Annotated in this window: 15 protein-coding genes and 3 tRNA genes; 8 read left to right on the top strand and 10 right to left on the bottom strand. The window is 72.8% G+C overall.

All coding sequences use genetic code 11. The features are described 5' to 3' along the window. Positions 1-46: 46 nt before the first annotated feature. The 4 genes from ACIQF6_RS30120 to ACIQF6_RS30135 all read left to right on the top strand — a co-directional run bounded on the left by ACIQF6_RS30120 (position 47) and on the right by ACIQF6_RS30135 (position 5455). Positions 47-1249, top strand: coding sequence for a hypothetical protein (locus ACIQF6_RS30120; RefSeq protein ID WP_400900606.1), 1203 nt, complete (start codon positions 47-49; stop codon positions 1247-1249). A gap of 158 nt (positions 1250-1407) precedes the next feature. Then, complete coding sequence (locus ACIQF6_RS30125; RefSeq protein WP_400900608.1) at positions 1408-1776, top strand: VOC family protein; 369 nt, start codon at positions 1408-1410, stop codon at positions 1774-1776. A 578-nt stretch (positions 1777-2354) separates the two neighbouring features. Continuing rightward, positions 2355-3029: an ABC transporter ATP-binding protein gene (locus ACIQF6_RS30130; protein ID WP_400900610.1), complete on the top strand. Its 675-nt coding sequence runs from the start codon at positions 2355-2357 to the stop codon at positions 3027-3029. Then, a complete protein-coding gene (locus ACIQF6_RS30135) occupies positions 3029-5455 on the top strand; it encodes an FtsX-like permease family protein (protein WP_400900612.1) in 2427 nt (808 codons plus the stop codon). Before ACIQF6_RS30130 ends, ACIQF6_RS30135 begins: the two co-directional genes overlap by 1 nt. A gap of 16 nt (positions 5456-5471) precedes the next feature. Here ACIQF6_RS30135 and ACIQF6_RS30140 read toward each other — a convergent pair whose 3' ends face one another. From ACIQF6_RS30140 to ACIQF6_RS30155, 4 genes are all read right to left on the bottom strand, one after another. Further along, positions 5472-6170 carry an oxygenase MpaB family protein gene (locus ACIQF6_RS30140; protein ID WP_400900614.1) on the bottom strand — a complete coding sequence of 233 codons (699 nt, stop codon included), beginning with the start codon at positions 6168-6170 and terminating at the stop codon, positions 5472-5474. Then, positions 6167-7399, bottom strand: coding sequence for an MAB_1171c family putative transporter (locus ACIQF6_RS30145; RefSeq protein WP_400900616.1), 1233 nt, complete (start codon positions 7397-7399; stop codon positions 6167-6169). Before ACIQF6_RS30145 ends, ACIQF6_RS30140 begins: the two co-directional genes overlap by 4 nt. Then, complete coding sequence (locus ACIQF6_RS30150) at positions 7392-7868, bottom strand: toxin (RefSeq protein WP_400900618.1); 477 nt, start codon at positions 7866-7868, stop codon at positions 7392-7394. Before ACIQF6_RS30150 ends, ACIQF6_RS30145 begins: the two co-directional genes overlap by 8 nt. 95 nt (positions 7869-7963) lie before the next feature. Then, complete coding sequence (locus ACIQF6_RS30155; RefSeq protein ID WP_400900620.1) at positions 7964-8401, bottom strand: helix-turn-helix domain-containing protein; 438 nt, start codon at positions 8399-8401, stop codon at positions 7964-7966. Between the two features lie 408 nt (positions 8402-8809). Here ACIQF6_RS30155 and ACIQF6_RS30160 point away from each other — a divergent pair, with 408 nt between their 5' ends. Next, the gene (locus tag ACIQF6_RS30160) at positions 8810-9838 is read left to right on the top strand and encodes a glycosyltransferase family 2 protein (RefSeq protein WP_400900622.1); all 1029 of its coding nucleotides are present in this window, start codon (positions 8810-8812) and stop codon (positions 9836-9838) included. Here ACIQF6_RS30160 and ACIQF6_RS30165 read toward each other — a convergent pair whose 3' ends face one another. Further along, positions 9839-10147: a hypothetical protein gene (locus ACIQF6_RS30165; RefSeq protein WP_400900624.1), complete on the bottom strand. Its 309-nt coding sequence runs from the start codon at positions 10145-10147 to the stop codon at positions 9839-9841. It lies immediately after the preceding gene. A gap of 160 nt (positions 10148-10307) precedes the next feature. Between ACIQF6_RS30165 and ACIQF6_RS30170 the strand changes: the two genes are divergently transcribed. Beyond that, positions 10308-10889 carry a TetR/AcrR family transcriptional regulator gene (locus tag ACIQF6_RS30170; RefSeq protein ID WP_400900626.1) on the top strand — a complete coding sequence of 194 codons (582 nt, stop codon included), beginning with the start codon at positions 10308-10310 and terminating at the stop codon, positions 10887-10889. 18 nt (positions 10890-10907) lie between these two features. Here ACIQF6_RS30170 and ACIQF6_RS30175 read toward each other — a convergent pair whose 3' ends face one another. From ACIQF6_RS30175 to ACIQF6_RS30195, 5 genes are all read right to left on the bottom strand, one after another. After that, positions 10908-11453, bottom strand: a complete 546-nt coding sequence (locus ACIQF6_RS30175) for a Uma2 family endonuclease (protein WP_400900628.1) — start codon at positions 11451-11453, stop codon at positions 10908-10910. 106 nt (positions 11454-11559) lie between these two features. Then, positions 11560-11633 (bottom strand) — tRNA-Phe (locus tag ACIQF6_RS30180). Positions 11634-11660: 27 nt separating this feature from the next. Then, positions 11661-11734, bottom strand: a tRNA-Asp gene (locus ACIQF6_RS30185). A gap of 42 nt (positions 11735-11776) precedes the next feature. Further along, positions 11777-11849: transfer RNA gene (locus tag ACIQF6_RS30190), tRNA-Glu, on the bottom strand. 143 nt (positions 11850-11992) lie between these two features. Further along, complete coding sequence (locus ACIQF6_RS30195; RefSeq protein ID WP_400900799.1) at positions 11993-12334, bottom strand: metallopeptidase family protein; 342 nt, start codon at positions 12332-12334, stop codon at positions 11993-11995. 182 nt (positions 12335-12516) lie between these two features. Between ACIQF6_RS30195 and ACIQF6_RS30200 the strand changes: the two genes are divergently transcribed. Both ACIQF6_RS30200 and ACIQF6_RS30205 read left to right on the top strand, forming a co-directional pair. Further along, a complete protein-coding gene (locus tag ACIQF6_RS30200; protein ID WP_400900630.1) occupies positions 12517-13035 on the top strand; it encodes a hypothetical protein in 519 nt (172 codons plus the stop codon). 412 nt (positions 13036-13447) lie between these two features. Next, a partial coding sequence (locus ACIQF6_RS30205; RefSeq protein ID WP_400900632.1) for a DEAD/DEAH box helicase occupies positions 13448-15389 on the top strand: 1942 nt, incomplete at its 3' end.

The raw sequence follows: 15389 nt of genomic DNA on the forward strand, positions 1-15389 counted from the left end.
CGACCGGCCAGGGGGGCCGTGGGGTCGACGAGGGGGGACGAGTGCGATGACGGGGAATCAGTTCGGGTTCCGGCCGGACGAACTCGTGAAGATCATGCGGGACTTCGAGCAGCTGAACCAGCGCATGGCGGAGATGGGCAAGCAGGTCGAGCACATCCGGGCCACGGTCACGAAGGCGGCGGCCACCGATGTGTTCTCCGGCTTCATCCTGGGGGTCGTCGGGGCGGGACCGGTGCTCGCCGAGGTGAAGCGGGACGTCGACGACATCAAGCGCAAGGCCGACGCGCTGGTGAAGACCAAGGAGAAGCTCACCCACGAGCTCGGCGAGGACGCCGCGAAGATCGGGAAGACGATCGCGCGGTACCGCGACGCCGAGAAGGCCATCGCCGGCATCGTCGAGAAGCCGCACGGCGGCGCCGCGCCGCCGCCCAAGTCGCCGGGCACCAGCACCGGCATCGACGGGGTCGGCCACGGCGGAGGCGGCGGCAGCGGTGGTGGCGGGAGCCACCCGGAGCAGCCCAAGTCGCCGGGCGCCGGCGGCGACAGCGGTGGCGGCCATGGCGGCGGTGCGGGCGGTGGCGGTGGCAGCCACGCGCCGCAGCCGAAGTCCCCGGGCGCCGGCGGCGGCGACAGCAGCGGCAACGACGGCTCCGGGATCTCCACCCGCCCGGGCGGCCTGCACGACGGCCCGAAGATCAAGGACCGGTCCGCCGGCGACTGGCAGACCACGATGGTCAACGGCAAGGGCTGGGACGACTGGTCGCCCACCCACAAGTGGCACCCGCGCAACGGCGGCGGCGCCGGCGTGCTGGACCGGCCGCACCTGGACGGCGTCTCCGACGAGCGCAAGGCGATGGTCGAGCGGGCGATGGAGCGGGTCGAGCGCAAGCTCGGCTACAGCCAGGGCGCCGTCACCAACGGCTACCGGGTCGACTGCTCCGGCTTCGTCTCGGCGGCCTGGGGCCTGTCCACCGCCGGCGGCGGCACCACCACCGGCCCGCTGATCAGCGAGAGCTCGGGCATCGCGCACCACATCAACAAGAGCGAGCTGATGCCCGGCGACGCGCTGGTGATCCACCACACCAGCGGCGACATGAACCAGCACGTGGTGCTGTTCGGCGGTTGGGCGGACGCCGCGCACACCAAGGCGATCATCCTGGAGGACTCCGGCAGCAAGGGCTGCGTCTCGCACGAGGTGCCGATGTCGAACCTCTCCGGCTACACCGCGATCCGCAAGAACGGGATGTGACCGGCGGGCGCTCCCCCGGCCCGCGCGGCCGGGGGAGCGCCGCAGGCTCGCGCGGTCGGGGGCATCGCAGGTCGGCGGCTCTTGACCTGAAGCGCGCTTGAAGTTCTACGGTCGAGGTGCGTGAGACCACCCCGCTCCGGAACGAGAGGCCGTGCCCCATGCCCATCGAGCTCAACCACACCATCGTGGCCGCCCGGGACCGCCGGGTCACCGCCGACTTCCTCACCGACCTGCTCGGCCTGCCCCGGGCCGAACTCCACGAGCCCTTCCTCACCGTGCAGTTGGGCAACCGCGTGACGCTCGACGTGATGACCGCGGACGGCCCGATCACCTCGCAGCACTACGCCTTCCTGGTCTCCGAGGACGAGTTCGACGCGATCTTCGGCCGGATCGAGGCCCGCGGACTGACGTACTGGGCCGACCCGTTCGCCCGGGAGCCCGGCCGGATCAACCACTGGAACGGCGGCCGGGGCGTCTACCTGAAGGACCCGGACGGGCACAGCATAGAGGCGCTGACCAGGGCCTGAGCGCGGTCCGGACGGTTCGCCGGCCGCCCCCGCGTCGACGATTCGAGCCGGCGGCGCGGGGGCGGACTTCTGGCCGTTCCGAGTAAACGCCCTCGGGTGAGTGGTATTCACCCGCGAGGGCCGAAGGTGGGCCGAGGGAATTCCGAGTACGACCGGATCGGCAGGAAAGCGGTTGCCGGCAGGGAGTATCAAAAGGCCGGGCGAGGACTGGATTTCCTGCGTCAAGCAGAACGACCACCAGTACCCGAGCCGCTTGGCTGTCATCAGGGAGCTGCGCGGCGATTACTCCGAGATCATGGCGAGGATTTCCGCCCCCGGGTCCGACAGTGGGATCGAAGCCGAGGTGGAGGCCGGTCCTGGCCACCAGGCCTTCCGGCGGCGGGAGTTCGTGATTGCTGGTGCCACGTTCCATGCTCTCGGAATCTCGACCGAGGTCTATCGGCGGACTTTCATCGAAGTGGCTGGATACTCAACGCCGCGATCGGAGCAGGACCCTCCACTTGGTGAATCGGTAAAACGATCTTCTTGGCGGTGTGAAGATCGGGGAGGGACGTTCTGGGATCGGGGAGGAGCGGCAGATGAGTCTTCTGGTGGCAGAGGAACTTCGCTTGAATTTCGGTACGACCGCGGCACTGGACGGGGTGTCCTTCGAGGTGGCGCCGCGTGAGGTGGTCGCGGTGACGGGGTCCAGCGGGTCGGGGAAGTCGACGTTGCTGCACTGTCTGGCGGGGATCCTCGCACCGGACAGCGGCACCGTCCGGCTGGACGGTCGGCGGGTCGACGGGCTGCCGGAGGCTGCGCGCAGTGCGCTGCGACGGCAGGACTACGGGTTCGTGTTCCAACTCGGCGAACTCATCCCCGAATTGTCGGTGCTGGAGAATGTCGCACTGCCGTTGAGGCTGGCCGGGGCGAGCCGCCGGGAGGCGGCGAGGGACGCGGGCGAGGCGTTGGAGCGGCTGGAGATCGAGGGGCTGGCGGGCAAGCGACCGGCCCAGATCTCCGGCGGTCAGGCGCAGCGGGCCGCAGTCGCGCGGGCGTTGATCCACCGGCCGAAGGTGGTGTTCGCGGACGAGCCGACCGGCGCGTTGGACACCGTGAACGGCGAGCGGGTGCTGAAGGCGCTGACCACGGCGGCCAGGGACCAGGGGGCCGCCGTGGTGGTGGTCACGCACGAGGCCCGGGTCGCCGCCTGCGCGGACCGGGAGATCGTGATGAGCAACGGCCGGGTGGTCGGCACGAAGGAGCGGGTGTGATGCGGGCCAAGCTGTACCCGCTGCTGCTGGGAGTCCGCCTGGTGCGTGGCTACGGGCGCTCGGGGTGGGCGCGGGTGGGCCTGATGGCGGGCGGCACGGGGCTCGGTGTGGTCGTGCTGTTGCTGGCGATCGCCGTCCCGGGCATGCTTCAGCACCGTCTCGCCCGGGCGGACGCGCGGACGGTGGTCTGCGCGGCGGCGGACGGCCGGCCGGCGGCCGGCTGCGGTCTGCCGGGCCAGACGGTGTCCGACAGCTGGTACGGGAAGCCCGTGCAGCGCCAGCTCGTCGGCGCGGGCCTGGCCGTCGCTCCGCCGCCCGGGTTGGCCGCGCTGCCCGCGCCCGGTGAGGTGGTGCTGTCCCCGGCGCTCCGCGCCCTGTACGACGAGCCGGACAACCAGGCGCTGCGTGATCGGTTGCCGGGCCGGGTCGTGGGGACGATCGCCGACCAGGGTCTGATGCAGCCGGACGAACTTCTCGCCTATGTCGGTGTCCCCGGCACGCCCGGGGCGTTCGTCCAGGTGCCCGACGGTTACGGACCGCAGGCGCGGAACGTCACCGGTCCGGCCGTGGTGACAGGGGCCGGGGACGTCTCGGACTCCCGGAAGAACGCGATCACGCTGATCGTCGGTGTGATCGCCGTGTTGACGCCCGTCCTGCTGTTCCTCGCCTCCTGCGCCCGGCTGTCGGCGGCGACCCGGGACCGCAGGCTCGCGGCGCTCCGGCTGCTGGGGGTGACGCCTCGCCAGGCGCAGGTGGTGAACGCGGGGGAGAGCGCGGTGGTCGCCTCGCTGGGGGCGCTGCTGGGGTTGGCGGCGTTCGAGGCGCTGGTGCCGTTCACCGAGGGGTGGACCGTGGCCGGGTACGGCTGGTTCACGGCCGACCTGCAGCCCCCGTGGTGGCAGACGACGCTTCTGCTGGTGGCGGTCCCGGTGCTGGCCGTGGCCGTCGGGGCGATCGCGGTGCGCAGGACGACGGCGAGCCTCACGGCCGCCCGGGCCGACGCGGTGCCCAAGCCCCCGTCGTTCTGGCGGCTGGCGCCGCTGCTGCTCGGAGCGGCGATCAGCGGGTACGCGGCGCTCAGCAGTCCGCCGGGGCGCACCGATCCCAACACGTCGATGCTGTTCACGATGGCGGCCGGACTGCTGTTGGTGTTCGTGGGCCTGGCGGCGGGCACTCCGCTGATCGCCCGTCAGGTCGGCGCGCTGCTCGGGCGCACGGCCCGTTCGGTGGCCGTCCTGCTCGGCGCGCGGCGGCTCGAGTCGGAGGCGGCGGGCGCGGCGCGGGTGGTGTCCGGGCTGGTGCTGCTGGTCTTCGCCGGGACGTTCGGGCAGTCGGTCTTCGCCGCGGTGCAGGACCGTACCGCGGCCGGGTCCTGGCGCGAACTCATGGCGTCCGGCGTCTACCAGGGACCGGCCCGGACCAGCGCCGGGGCACCGGTGGACGCCGAGGTCTTCGCGCACGTCCCCGGCGTGCGAGCGGTGGTGCCGGTGCGCCGGCTCCAGACGCCGACGGACTTCCAGCAGGTGGGCGCCGGGCAGGCGGGCGCCGGGGAGATCGCGACGGCCGGCGGCCCGCCCGCCGTCGGCGGCATGCCGAACAAGTTCCACAGCGCGGTCGCCCTGACCTGCGCGGAACTGTCCGCAGTGGTCAAGAAGGCCCCAGCGGGATGCGCGGAGGGAACTCCCTACTGGTTCGCCGGACCGGCGCGGCCGGCCGTGCCCGCCGACTCCGGGACGCCGATCACGCTGGTGCCCTCGAGCGCCCAGGACCAGCCGGTCCAGGTGACCGCGCCGACTGCCGCTCTTGCCCTGCCCGACCCGAACGCGGTCTCCGGTGGCTCCCCGGTCGCGGCGGACCTGATGATTCCGCCCACCACGCCGGGCCTGGCCGCGGACGCCCGCACGGCCACCTCGTACCTGATCGCCACGGACGGCGCACCGGCGACGCTGGAGGCGCTCGACGCGGCGGCCGCCCGGGTGGACCCGAGCCTGACCGTGGGCGTTCCGGACATCGCACTGGAGGCGCAGTACCAGTTCCCGCTGTTCCGCGCCCTGTTGACGCTGGGGACGCTGCTCGTGCTGGGCATTTCCTGCGCCGCGGTCACGGTCGGTTCGATCGACCGGGCCGTCGAACGCCGACGGGAGGTGGCGCTCCAGGCGGTGGTCGGGGTGCCGCTGCCCACGATGCGGCTGGCCCAGCTGTTCCAGGTCCTGATTCCGTACGGAAGCGGCATCGCTCTCGCGCTGGGCCTGGCATTGGTGACCGGCCGGGCCTATGCGCGGACCGGCGGCACGTCGGGTGGAATCCCGCTGACCGGTGTCGCCCAGGTGGCCGGCATCGCGCTGTTCGGTGCGACGGTGGCAGGGCTGTGCGCGCTGCCCGCCCTCGGAGGGCGGATCCGGGCGGAGTTCCTGCACCGCGAGTGAGCCGTCGGGCGGCCGGTCAGCGGGCCAGCCGGAAGGCGGTGGCGGCGGCCGCGCGCAGTGGCCAGGCGGGGCGGGGGACGCCGAAGGCGGCCCGGAGCGGGGCGTCCAGCAGGGCGGTGGCGAAGGCCGGGGCGTGCCGGGCGAGCGGGCCGGGCAGGCGGGCCGCGAACAGGCCGGAGACGGCCTGCCAGAGTGTGCGGCCGGCGTCGCTGGGGGCGAACCGGGCGGCCTCGAACTCCCGCATCCAGGAGGCGATCCGCGCCAGGTCCGGGCCGGGCAGCGCGGGCAGCTCCAGGGCGGCCGCCAACTCGGCCTGGAAGGCGAACGCGGCCGCCCGCTCGGCGGGCGTCACGCCACCGTTCCGGGCGGTGAACTCCACCGGGCAGACGGTGAAGCAGGCCAGTACGTAGCGCATCAACTCGGCGTCCACGCCCGGCAGTCGGTGCATGGCGGCGAGCTCGGCGACGATCGCCCGGCCGGGTTCGCTGTCCACCCCGTGGCCGATCAGCGCGAACATCATGGCGCCGGTGGCCTTCGCCCGGGCCTTCGGCGCGGACGTCAACCGTCCCGTCCCGACCAGCACTTCGGCGATCTCCGGGACGGCGAAGGTGCGCACGAAGCCGAGCGTCAGCCCGACCCGGGCGCGCTGCGGGGCCCGGTGCAGCACCAGCGCGGCGAACGCGTCCCGGGGCGGCGCGGCGGCCTCGGCGCTCACGACTGCTCGGCCAACGCCCGTTCCAGCAGCGGGGACTGCAGGAACGAGGCGACCAGCACCAGGTGGGCGCGCTCCTCGGCCGGGTCGGCGTCCAGGCCGGGCAGCACCGGCTGCTCCTCGCGCGGGCGCGGCACCGCCTTCGCGGCCAGCCCGTCGATCGCGGAGCGCAGCGCGGCGGCGACCACCAGCGCATCCCGCTCGTCGGGGTCGAGCGCGGACTGCTCGGCGAACCGCTCGGCGCCGCGGACCGCCGCCGGGTCGATCCACGGGCGGAGCGTCAGCTGGCCGTCGCGGATCTCCAGGCCCCGCCGGGTGGTGCGCCACTCCAGGTCGCGCAGCGCGACGCGTTCGCGCCAGGCGGGCGACGGCGGGCCCTCCAGGGCGAGCCGGCGGTCGGCCCGGTAGACCAGGTCCCACAGCGGGCGCAGCGCGCGGAAGTCGCGGCGGCGGCTGGTCCAGGCGGCGCCGGCCGGGCCGGCGAAGCCGAGGGTGATGCCGACCGCGCCGAGTGCGGCGAAGGCCGGGCCGAGCGCGGTGCTCAGCCACTCGACGCCGTCGACGCCGGCGTTGCCGAGGGCGAGCGCCGCGATCTTGCACACCACGTAGCCGCAGGCGGTGAGCGCGCCGGAGGCCAGCAGCCGGATGCCGCGGCGCAGCCAGCCCGCGGGCAGCCGGGCGGCGTGGCCCAGGCAGACCCGGCCGATGTCGATCAGCGCATAGGCGAACAGGCCCTGGTAGAGCGCCAGGAACAGGGCGGTGGCGGCGCGCGGGGCGAAGGTGGTGTCGAAGGTGAGCGGGGTCTCCGGCCGGTACGGCCCGCCGATCAGGAACAGCGCCACCAGCACCGGCACCAGCGTGGCGAACACGGCGGTGCGGCGGCGCACCCGCTGCCGCAGCCGGCCGTCGAGCGGCGCCCACACCTGGTCGCCGGCGCGTTCCTCCGGCGGCGCCCAGACCAGCGCGAGGACCATGGCGGCGGCGGAGAAGCCGACGACGCCCAGGTAGACCAGCAGGGTGGCCAGGTTGCCGACGCCGGTCAGTCGTCCGACCGCCCGGTACAGCAGCGGGGAGGCCAGCAGGAAGGCGGTGGCCGGCGAGGCGACCGCCAGGGTCACCACCAGCAGGCCGAACGACGGGTCGCGCCGCCAGGCCCGCAGTTTCAGCCAGGCCACTGCCCAGGCGGCCCCGCCGATCACCAAGTAGACGAGGTTGTAGGGCAGTTCAGACATGCTGTCCCTTGCGGTGCTCCAGCGCGGGGGCGAGCTGCGAGGTGGTGCCGACGCCCGGGGCGAGCACCAGTGCGCGCATCAGCTCGGCGCCGAGCACCTCCGCCTCCTCCTCGGCCGCGTCGTCGTAGTGCGAGCGGCCGAGCACCAGGCGGAGCATCTCCGGGTCGATGGTGGGCAGTTCGACCAGGGCCGGGTCCTCGTCCGGCAGTGGCGGCGCGCTCAGGTGGCCGCACAGCAGGTGCGCCAGCTCGTGGCAGACGATGTGCGAGCGGTGCAGTCCGGAGGTCTCCTGCTCGACGTGGATCACGTCCTCGTCGGGCAGCCGCTCCACGAAACCGGACGGCTCGCCGACCCGCATCCGGCGCGGGGCGATCCGGATCGGCCGGTCCAGATGGGCGGAGACTGCGCCGCACAGTTCTTCCACGGTGCTCAGCGGCGGCAGACGCAGTTCGCGTGCGACCGCCCGCATCCGGCGACGGGTCCGCCCGAGCCCGCTTCCCACACCTCGCACTTCGACCCCCTCCGGGAGCCGCCAGTGTCCCAGCGGCACCTGCTGACGATCCGTCATGTCACCGGGCCGGCCTCGTCCGGCTGGCCGGCGGGCAGGCCGACGGCCCGCCGCAACTGCTCCACAATAGTGAGTGCGGCGTCCTGCATCTCCGGCGGCAGGCCGGCCGCGCGCATGGCGATCCGCTCCACCCGGGCGTCGCGCAGCGCCTCGATCTTGCGCAGGTCGCGCTCGACCGCGTTGGCGGTCTCCGAGTCGGAGAAGTAGTCCAGCGGGACACCGAAGAACTTGGCGATCCGGACGGCGTTCTCCAGGCTCGGCTTCTGGGTGCCCTTGCGCAGGTTGCCGATGTACGTGCCGCTCAGCCCGGTGCCTTCGGCGATCTCGGAGTCCCGCCAGGGCCGGCCGAGGTCCTTGGGGTAGATCACCGCTATCAGACGCCGGAAGCGACTGGCGAAGTCCGGTGCTTCGGCGCGGGAGGAGTCCGTGGGCATGTGCCGGATCATAGAGGGTCCGTACCCCCGGGCGTATCCCCTCGACTGCCTTGCTCTGCACGATCGTTGGGGGATCCGTGCCGAAATCGTGCGGATGGGCCGCTCCGGGCGTCCGTTCGTCACTCTGGAATCCACGATAGTTGACACAGCGTGGCCCCGGTCGGCAGGATCGGCACCCTGATGCTCGGGCACCGTTGCCCCACGGGGGTGGGCAGCGGTGCCCGTTCGGCGGGCTGCCGTGCGCCACCGTGCGCACGGTCGGCAACCGGGTGTTCCCGTTCCGCCCGCAGTGCGTCACCTTCCGTTTCCGGTACGGCTGTTCCGCGTCGATACGCTCCCCGCGACCTCGCCCGGCGCCCGTCCGCCAGCACCATTCGGGCGCGCCCCGCCCGAAAGGCCGCGCAGCCGATGGCCCCCCGACTCTCCATCGTCGTCCCGGTGTACAACGTCGAGCGGTACCTCGCCGAATGTCTGGACTCGATCGCCGCCCAGACCTTCACCGACTTCGAATGCGTCCTGGTGGACGACGGCTCCACCGACCGCAGCGCCGCCGTCGCCGAGCGGTACACCGCCCGCGACCCGCGCTTCCGGCTGGTCCGCCAGCCCAACCGGGGCCTCGGCGCGGCCCGCAACACCGGTGTGCGCCGGCTCGCCGACGGCACCGAGTACCTGGCGTTCGTCGACAGCGACGACACACTGCCCGCGCACGCCTACCGGCTGATGATCAGCACCCTGGACGAGACCGGCTCCGACTTCGCCGCCGGCAACGCGCTGCGGCTGCGCAGCACCGGGCTCGAACCCTCGCACGCGCACCGCCGCCCGTTCGCCGAGACCCGGCTGCGCACCCACATCGGCGAACTGCCCGCGCTGGTCACCGACCGCACCGCCTGGAACAAGGTCTACCGGCGCTCCTTCTTCACCGCGGCGGGCCTGGAGTACCCCGAGGGCATGCTGTACGAGGACGCCCCGGTCAGCGTCCCGCACCACTTCCTGGCGAAGAGCGTCGACGTGCTGTCCGAGCCGGTCTACCACTGGCGGATCCGCGAGGACGGCGACCGCTCCATCACCCAGCGCCGCACCGACCCGCGCGGCCTGGCCGACCGGGTGCGATCCATCGAACTCGTCCGCGGCTGGCTGCTGGACCGCCCCGAACCCGCCTTCCGGGAGCACCTGCGGGCCTACGACCGCAACACCCTGGTCGAGGAGGTCCCGATGTTCTTCTGGACCGTCCCCGACGGCGACCACGACTACCGGTACGCCTACCACCGGCACGTCACCCGCCTGCTCGGCGCGATCGGCCCCGAACTGCTGGCCGAACTCCCGCCGTTCCTGCGCCTCAAGTACCGCCTCACCGTTGCCGGCCGGCTGCACGCCCTGGCCGCCGTCCAGCGCGCGCACCTCCGGGTCCGCAACACCCGCAAGGCGCTGCGGCGATGATCAGCGGCGGCGGCGGTGGTGCACGGCGGCCCGGACCTTCATCAGCCCCGGGACGAGCAGGTAGACGACGGTCGGCACCACCAGGGCGGTGATCACCAGCACCCGCAGCGGGACGGCCAGGCCGCCCAGCGACGGGCCGAGCAGGAGCTGCGCGGTGGTGATCGCCGGGTAGACGGCGAGCCAGGTGATCAGGGCCCGGACGTGCACCGTGGGGTGCGGGGGCTGCGGCTTCGGCTGCGCGACGGCGTCGATGGCGTCGATGGCGGCGTCGATGGTGTCCGCGGCGGGGCCGGGCAGGGTGGTCGACATGGCGGTGCACTCCCCTCGGGGTGGCGAACTCGGCTGGTGCGGTGGGGCGTTGGGCGGCGCGGGGGCTACCCGGCGGAGACTAGAAAGTACCCAACCAACCGGTTGGGTGTCAACCGTCCAGTTGGTTGGCAAGAAGCGTTCGCCGCCCTACGCTGAGCGCATGACGCAGGATGCGACCTCCACCAAGCAACGACTCCTCGCCGCCGCCAAGGACGAGTTCGCGGCCCACGGCATCGCGGGCGCCCGCGTGGACCGGATCGCGGACCGGGCCGGCGTGAACAAGGAGCGCATCTACGGCTACTTCGGCAGCAAGCAGAAGCTCTTCGAGCAGGTCGTCGCCCAGGCCCTGGACGAACTCGCCGAGGCCGTCCCGCTCCTTCCCGGCGGCGACCCGGTCGACTACGTGGCGCGGGTCTACGACTTCCACCAGGCCAACCCCGACCTGGTCCGGCTCTTCCTCTGGGAGGGCCTGCACTGCGGCGACAGCACCCTCCCGAACGACGCCTACCGCGTCACCCACTACGAGAAGAAGGTCGCCGCCCTCGCCGAGACCTTCGGCACCGAGGCGTCCCCGAAGGTGGCAGCCTGCCTGCTGAGCCTGATCGGCGTCGCCGCCTGGTCCACCGCCGTCCCCACCATGACCCGCCTCATCCTCGGCACCCCCCAACCCGACCTGCGCGCCCACGTCATCGCCTTCGCCCGCCAGGCCCTGTCCGGCACCTGGCCGCCCGCGACCGCCTGAGCCACGCAGGGCCGCGCGTCAGTACGGGAGCAGGTCGCCGGTCGTCAGCTCGAAGTCGAACGGTTCGGGGATGCGGAGCGTCTCGCCGAACTCGATGTCCTCGCGGCGGTGGTACTTCGTGCCGTCGGGCCGGCTGAACAGGGTGACGGTCTTCTGCCCGGCGTCGACCAGCAGATACAGCGGGATCTCCATCAACGGGTAGTCGCGGACCTTCCCCACCCAGCCGTTCTCCGGGTTCGAGGGGGAGACCAGCTCGACGGCGATCGCGGCGAGCTCGGCCGGAACCTGGTTGTCGGCCGTCTCCAGCGCCTCGCCCGGAAGGTACGTCAGGTCCGGGTTGCGGCTCTTGCCGACCCGGGGCGAGACCAGATCGGTGTTCTCGCTGGGCAGCAGTTCGACCGGGGCGTACCGGTCGAACTGGCGGCGGACCAGCAGCAGGTTCCGCTGGTGAATGCCCGAAGGGCCGACCGTCATGACGATGGTGTCGCCCGAGATCTCCACCTTGAAGCCGTCGGGCAGGCTCCGGCGAGCTTCGTCGAGGAGGGCGAAGTGCTCCGGTTTCATGCGCGGCGCTCCTGGTGTGAGTCGGGTAACACTCGCAGGGTAATTCGGCGCCGCGCCGGAACGAAGAAGCCCCCGCAGCGCGATGCGCTGCGGGGGCTTCTGGCAGTGGCCAGGGCCGGGGTCGAACCGGCGACCTTCCGCTTTTCAGGCGGACGCTCGTACCAACTGAGCTACCTGGCCGTACTGCACCGTCTCTTGCGAGACGAGCGATCCCGACGGGACTTGAACCCGCGACCTCCACCTTGACAGGGTGGCGAGCTAACCAACTGCTCCACGGGACCTCATGCGGATTGCTCCGCACAGGACCTTACTACGGTACTGCGTACCCCCAACGGGATTCGAACCCGTGCTACCGCCTTGAAAGGGCGGCGTCCTGGGCCACTAGACGATGAGGGCTTGCGGCCCTTCCGGCCGGTTCATCCGGCGTTCGGGGACGTCGAGAAGCATATGGGATGCCGGGCGGGAACGCCAAAACGGTTTCCGGTGGTCGGCGCGGCGGGGTTTGCGGCGGGGTTTGTGAGGCGGGTTCGCGGCGGGGCTCAGGACCAGCCGAGGTCGTGGAGTTCGTCGTCGTCGAAGCCGAAGTGGTGGGCTACTTCGTGGATGACGGTGATGCGGACTTCCTCGACGGCGTGCTCGCGGGAGTCGCAGTGACGGAGGGTCGGGCCCATGTAGATCAGGATCCGGTCGGGCAGGACGCCGGCGTACCACTCCCCGCGCTCGGTGAGCGGGATGCCCTCGTAGAGGCCGAGCAGGTCGGGGGTGGCGGGGTCGGGTTCGTCCTCGACGAAGACCGCCACGTTGTCCATCATCGCGGCCAACTGCGGCGGAATCCGGTCCAGTGCGTCGGACACCAGCGCTTCGAACTCGTCCCTGGTCATCTCCACCCGCTCATTGTCGGAGGTCCGTTGACGGGACGCCAGATGGTCCGCGCCGGTGCGCGCGCCGCGGGGCGTGCGCGGCTGATGGTCGGAGGTTGCCCGTGTCCCGGCGGGGCGGACGCGCGTTGGGCACCCGAGAACGATTGGCGGCCCGGGCGGGCCGTGCGGGAGGTGGCTCGGTGATGGCGGTTGGGTCGGCGCGGCGACGGGTGGCGGCAGGGGCGGCGATGGCGGCGATCGCCGTGCTCGGACTGAGCGGCTGCATGTCGGTGGGCGCGCAGCCGCCGGCCGGGCCGGGCGGGGTGAAGCCGACCGGCGCGGGGACGGCGACCACCCTCAAGGCCGGGGTCGGCACCGGCGGCCACCAGGGCGGCGGACACGGGGAGCGGGGCGGCACGCTGAGTGTTGACGGCGCGTCACCCGGCGCGGCCCCGTCCCCGGGCGGGCATGCTCCCGGGCCGACTCCGCCGGCGGTCGGGGTGCAGGGCGCCCCCGTGCCGGTGCCTGGGGCGAATGCGGGCACGCCGGCTCCGACCGGCACGCCCGCCGGGCCGGGGACGCCCGCGCCCGCTCCGAGCAGCGGCGGCGCGTCCTCGCCGATCCCGCAGCCCAGCAGTCCGGAGCCCTCGCGTTCGGTGCGGCCGTCGCCGACGTCCAGCGGGACGCCGGCGGAGCCCAGCGAGTCGCCGAGCGCGCACTGAGCCCGTCGCGCTCCGGCTGTGCGGCTGGAGCGCCCGGCGCGCCCGGCGTGCGGAACCCGGGGCGCTCCGGCGGGGAGGCTCGGGGCGCTCCGGCGGGGGAGGCTCGGAGTGCTTCGGCGGGGGAGGCCCGGAACGTTTCGGCGGGAAGGGCCGGAGCGCTCGCGCCCGCAGTGTCCGGAGCGTGCCCCGGGTGCCGGGCCGGGCCTTGGTTCAGGGCGCTGGCCAGGGGATTTGCCTCTGATCCGTAGGTTCCCCTATGGTGGTAGATCGTTCGTTTGATCCTATTTGGCTGGCGCTCCTCACACCTTTGAGCGCCCTTGGCGCGTTCCGGCGATCCGTGGCTGACCGCATAGAGGCGGTATTTCCAACAGACCCCCGGACTTTGGCGCGTGCCACTTCCGGAAGGTTTTGCATGTCTCTCGTTGACGACGCCCGCTTCGCCATGCCCGCGAACGGCTCCGACGCCGCCGACACCGACTCTCTCGACACCGACACGCTGGACGCGGAGCTCGCCGAGCTCACCGACGCCGCTGGCGACGTCGCCACCGACACCGACGCGGAGGCGACCGACGCCGCCGACGCCGAGCCGACCATCACCTTCGGTGACCTCGGTCTGCACGACGAGGTCGTCCGGGCGCTCGCCAAGCGCGGCGTGACCACCCCGTTCCCGATCCAGGCCGCGACCATCCCGGACGCGCTGGCCGGCAAGGACGTGCTGGGCCGTGGCCGCACCGGCTCCGGCAAGACCCTGAGCTTCGGCCTGCCGCTGCTGACCCGCCTGGCGGGCGGCGAGCGCACCAAGGCCAAGCACCCGCGCGGCCTGATCCTGGTCCCGACCCGCGAGCTGGCCATGCAGGTCGCCGACGCCCTGGAGCCGTTCGGCTCGGTGCTCGGCCTGCGCCTGAAGGTGGTCTGCGGCGGCACCTCGATGTCGAACCAGATCTACGCGCTGGAGCGCGGCGTCGACGTGCTGGTCGCCACCCCCGGCCGCCTGCGCGACCTGATCAACCGCGGCTCCGCGAAGATGGACGAGGTCGAGATCGCCGTCCTCGACGAGGCCGACCAGATGGCCGACATGGGCTTCCTGCCCGAGGTCACCGAGATCCTCGACCTGGTGCCGGCCGGCGGCCAGCGCCTGCTGTTCTCCGCCACCCTGGAGAACGAGATCGACACCCTGGTCAAGCGCTACCTGAAGAGCCCGGTCACCCACGAGGTCGACCCGTCGGCCGGCGCGGTGACCACCATGACCCACCACATCCTGGTCGTGAAGCCCAAGGACAAGGCGCCGATCACCAACGCGATCGCCGCCCGCAAGGGCCGCACCATCATCTTCGTCCGCACCCAGATGGGCGCGGACCGGGTCGCCCAGCAGCTGCTGGAGGCCGGCGTGAAGGCCGACGCGCTGCACGGCGGTATGACCCAGGGCGCCCGTACCCGGGTCCTCGGTGACTTCAAGGACGGCTACCTCAACGTGGTCGTCGCCACCGACGTCGCCGCCCGTGGCATCCACGTCGACGGCATCGACCTGGTGCTGAACGTCGACCCGGCCGGCGACCACAAGGACTACCTGCACCGCTCCGGCCGTACCGCCCGAGCCGGCCGCTCCGGCACCGTCGTCACCCTGGTGCTGCCGCACCAGCGCCGCGGCGTGTTCCGCCTGATGGAGGACGCGGGCGTGGACGCCTCGCGCCACATCCTCGACCACGCCTTCGACGCCGAGGTCGCCAAGATCACCGGCGCCCGTTCGCTGGTCGAGGTGCAGGCCGAGAGCGCGTCCGGCATCGCCGGCGCCGCCGAGCGCGAGGTCGCCGAGCTCACCCGTGAGCTGGAGCGCGCCCAGCGCCGCGCCAACGAGCTGCGCGAGGAGGCCGACCGCCTGGCCGCCCGTGCCGCCCGTGAGCGTGCCGAGCTGGGCATCGAGGACGAGGTCGAGACGGACGAGGCGTCCGCCGAGGCCGGTGCCGAGACCGCCGAGCAGCCGGCCGCCGAGGCCGCGCCGGTGACCGAGGACCGCGCTCCGTCGTACCGCGAGGCCCGCAGCGAGCGCCCCGCCTACAACCGTGACCGTGACGACCGCGGTGGCCGTGGCGGCTTCAACCGTGACGACCGCGGTGGCCGTTCGTTCGGTGGCGACCGTGAGCGCGGTGGCTTCAACCGTGACCGTGACGACCGCGGTGGCCGTGGCGGCTTCAACCGTGACGACCGTGGTGGCCGTTCGTTCGGTGGCGACCGTGAGCGTGGCGGCTTCAACCGTGACGACCGTGGTGGCCGTTCGTTCGGTGGCGACCGTGAGCGTGGCGGCTTCAACCGCGATGACCGTGGTGGCCGTTCGTTCGGTGGCGACCGTGAGCGTG

Origin of the sequence: Kitasatospora sp. NPDC092948 (assembly GCF_044754805.1) — a bacterium.
In the GTDB taxonomy this organism is placed as follows: domain Bacteria; phylum Actinomycetota; class Actinomycetes; order Streptomycetales; family Streptomycetaceae; genus Kitasatospora.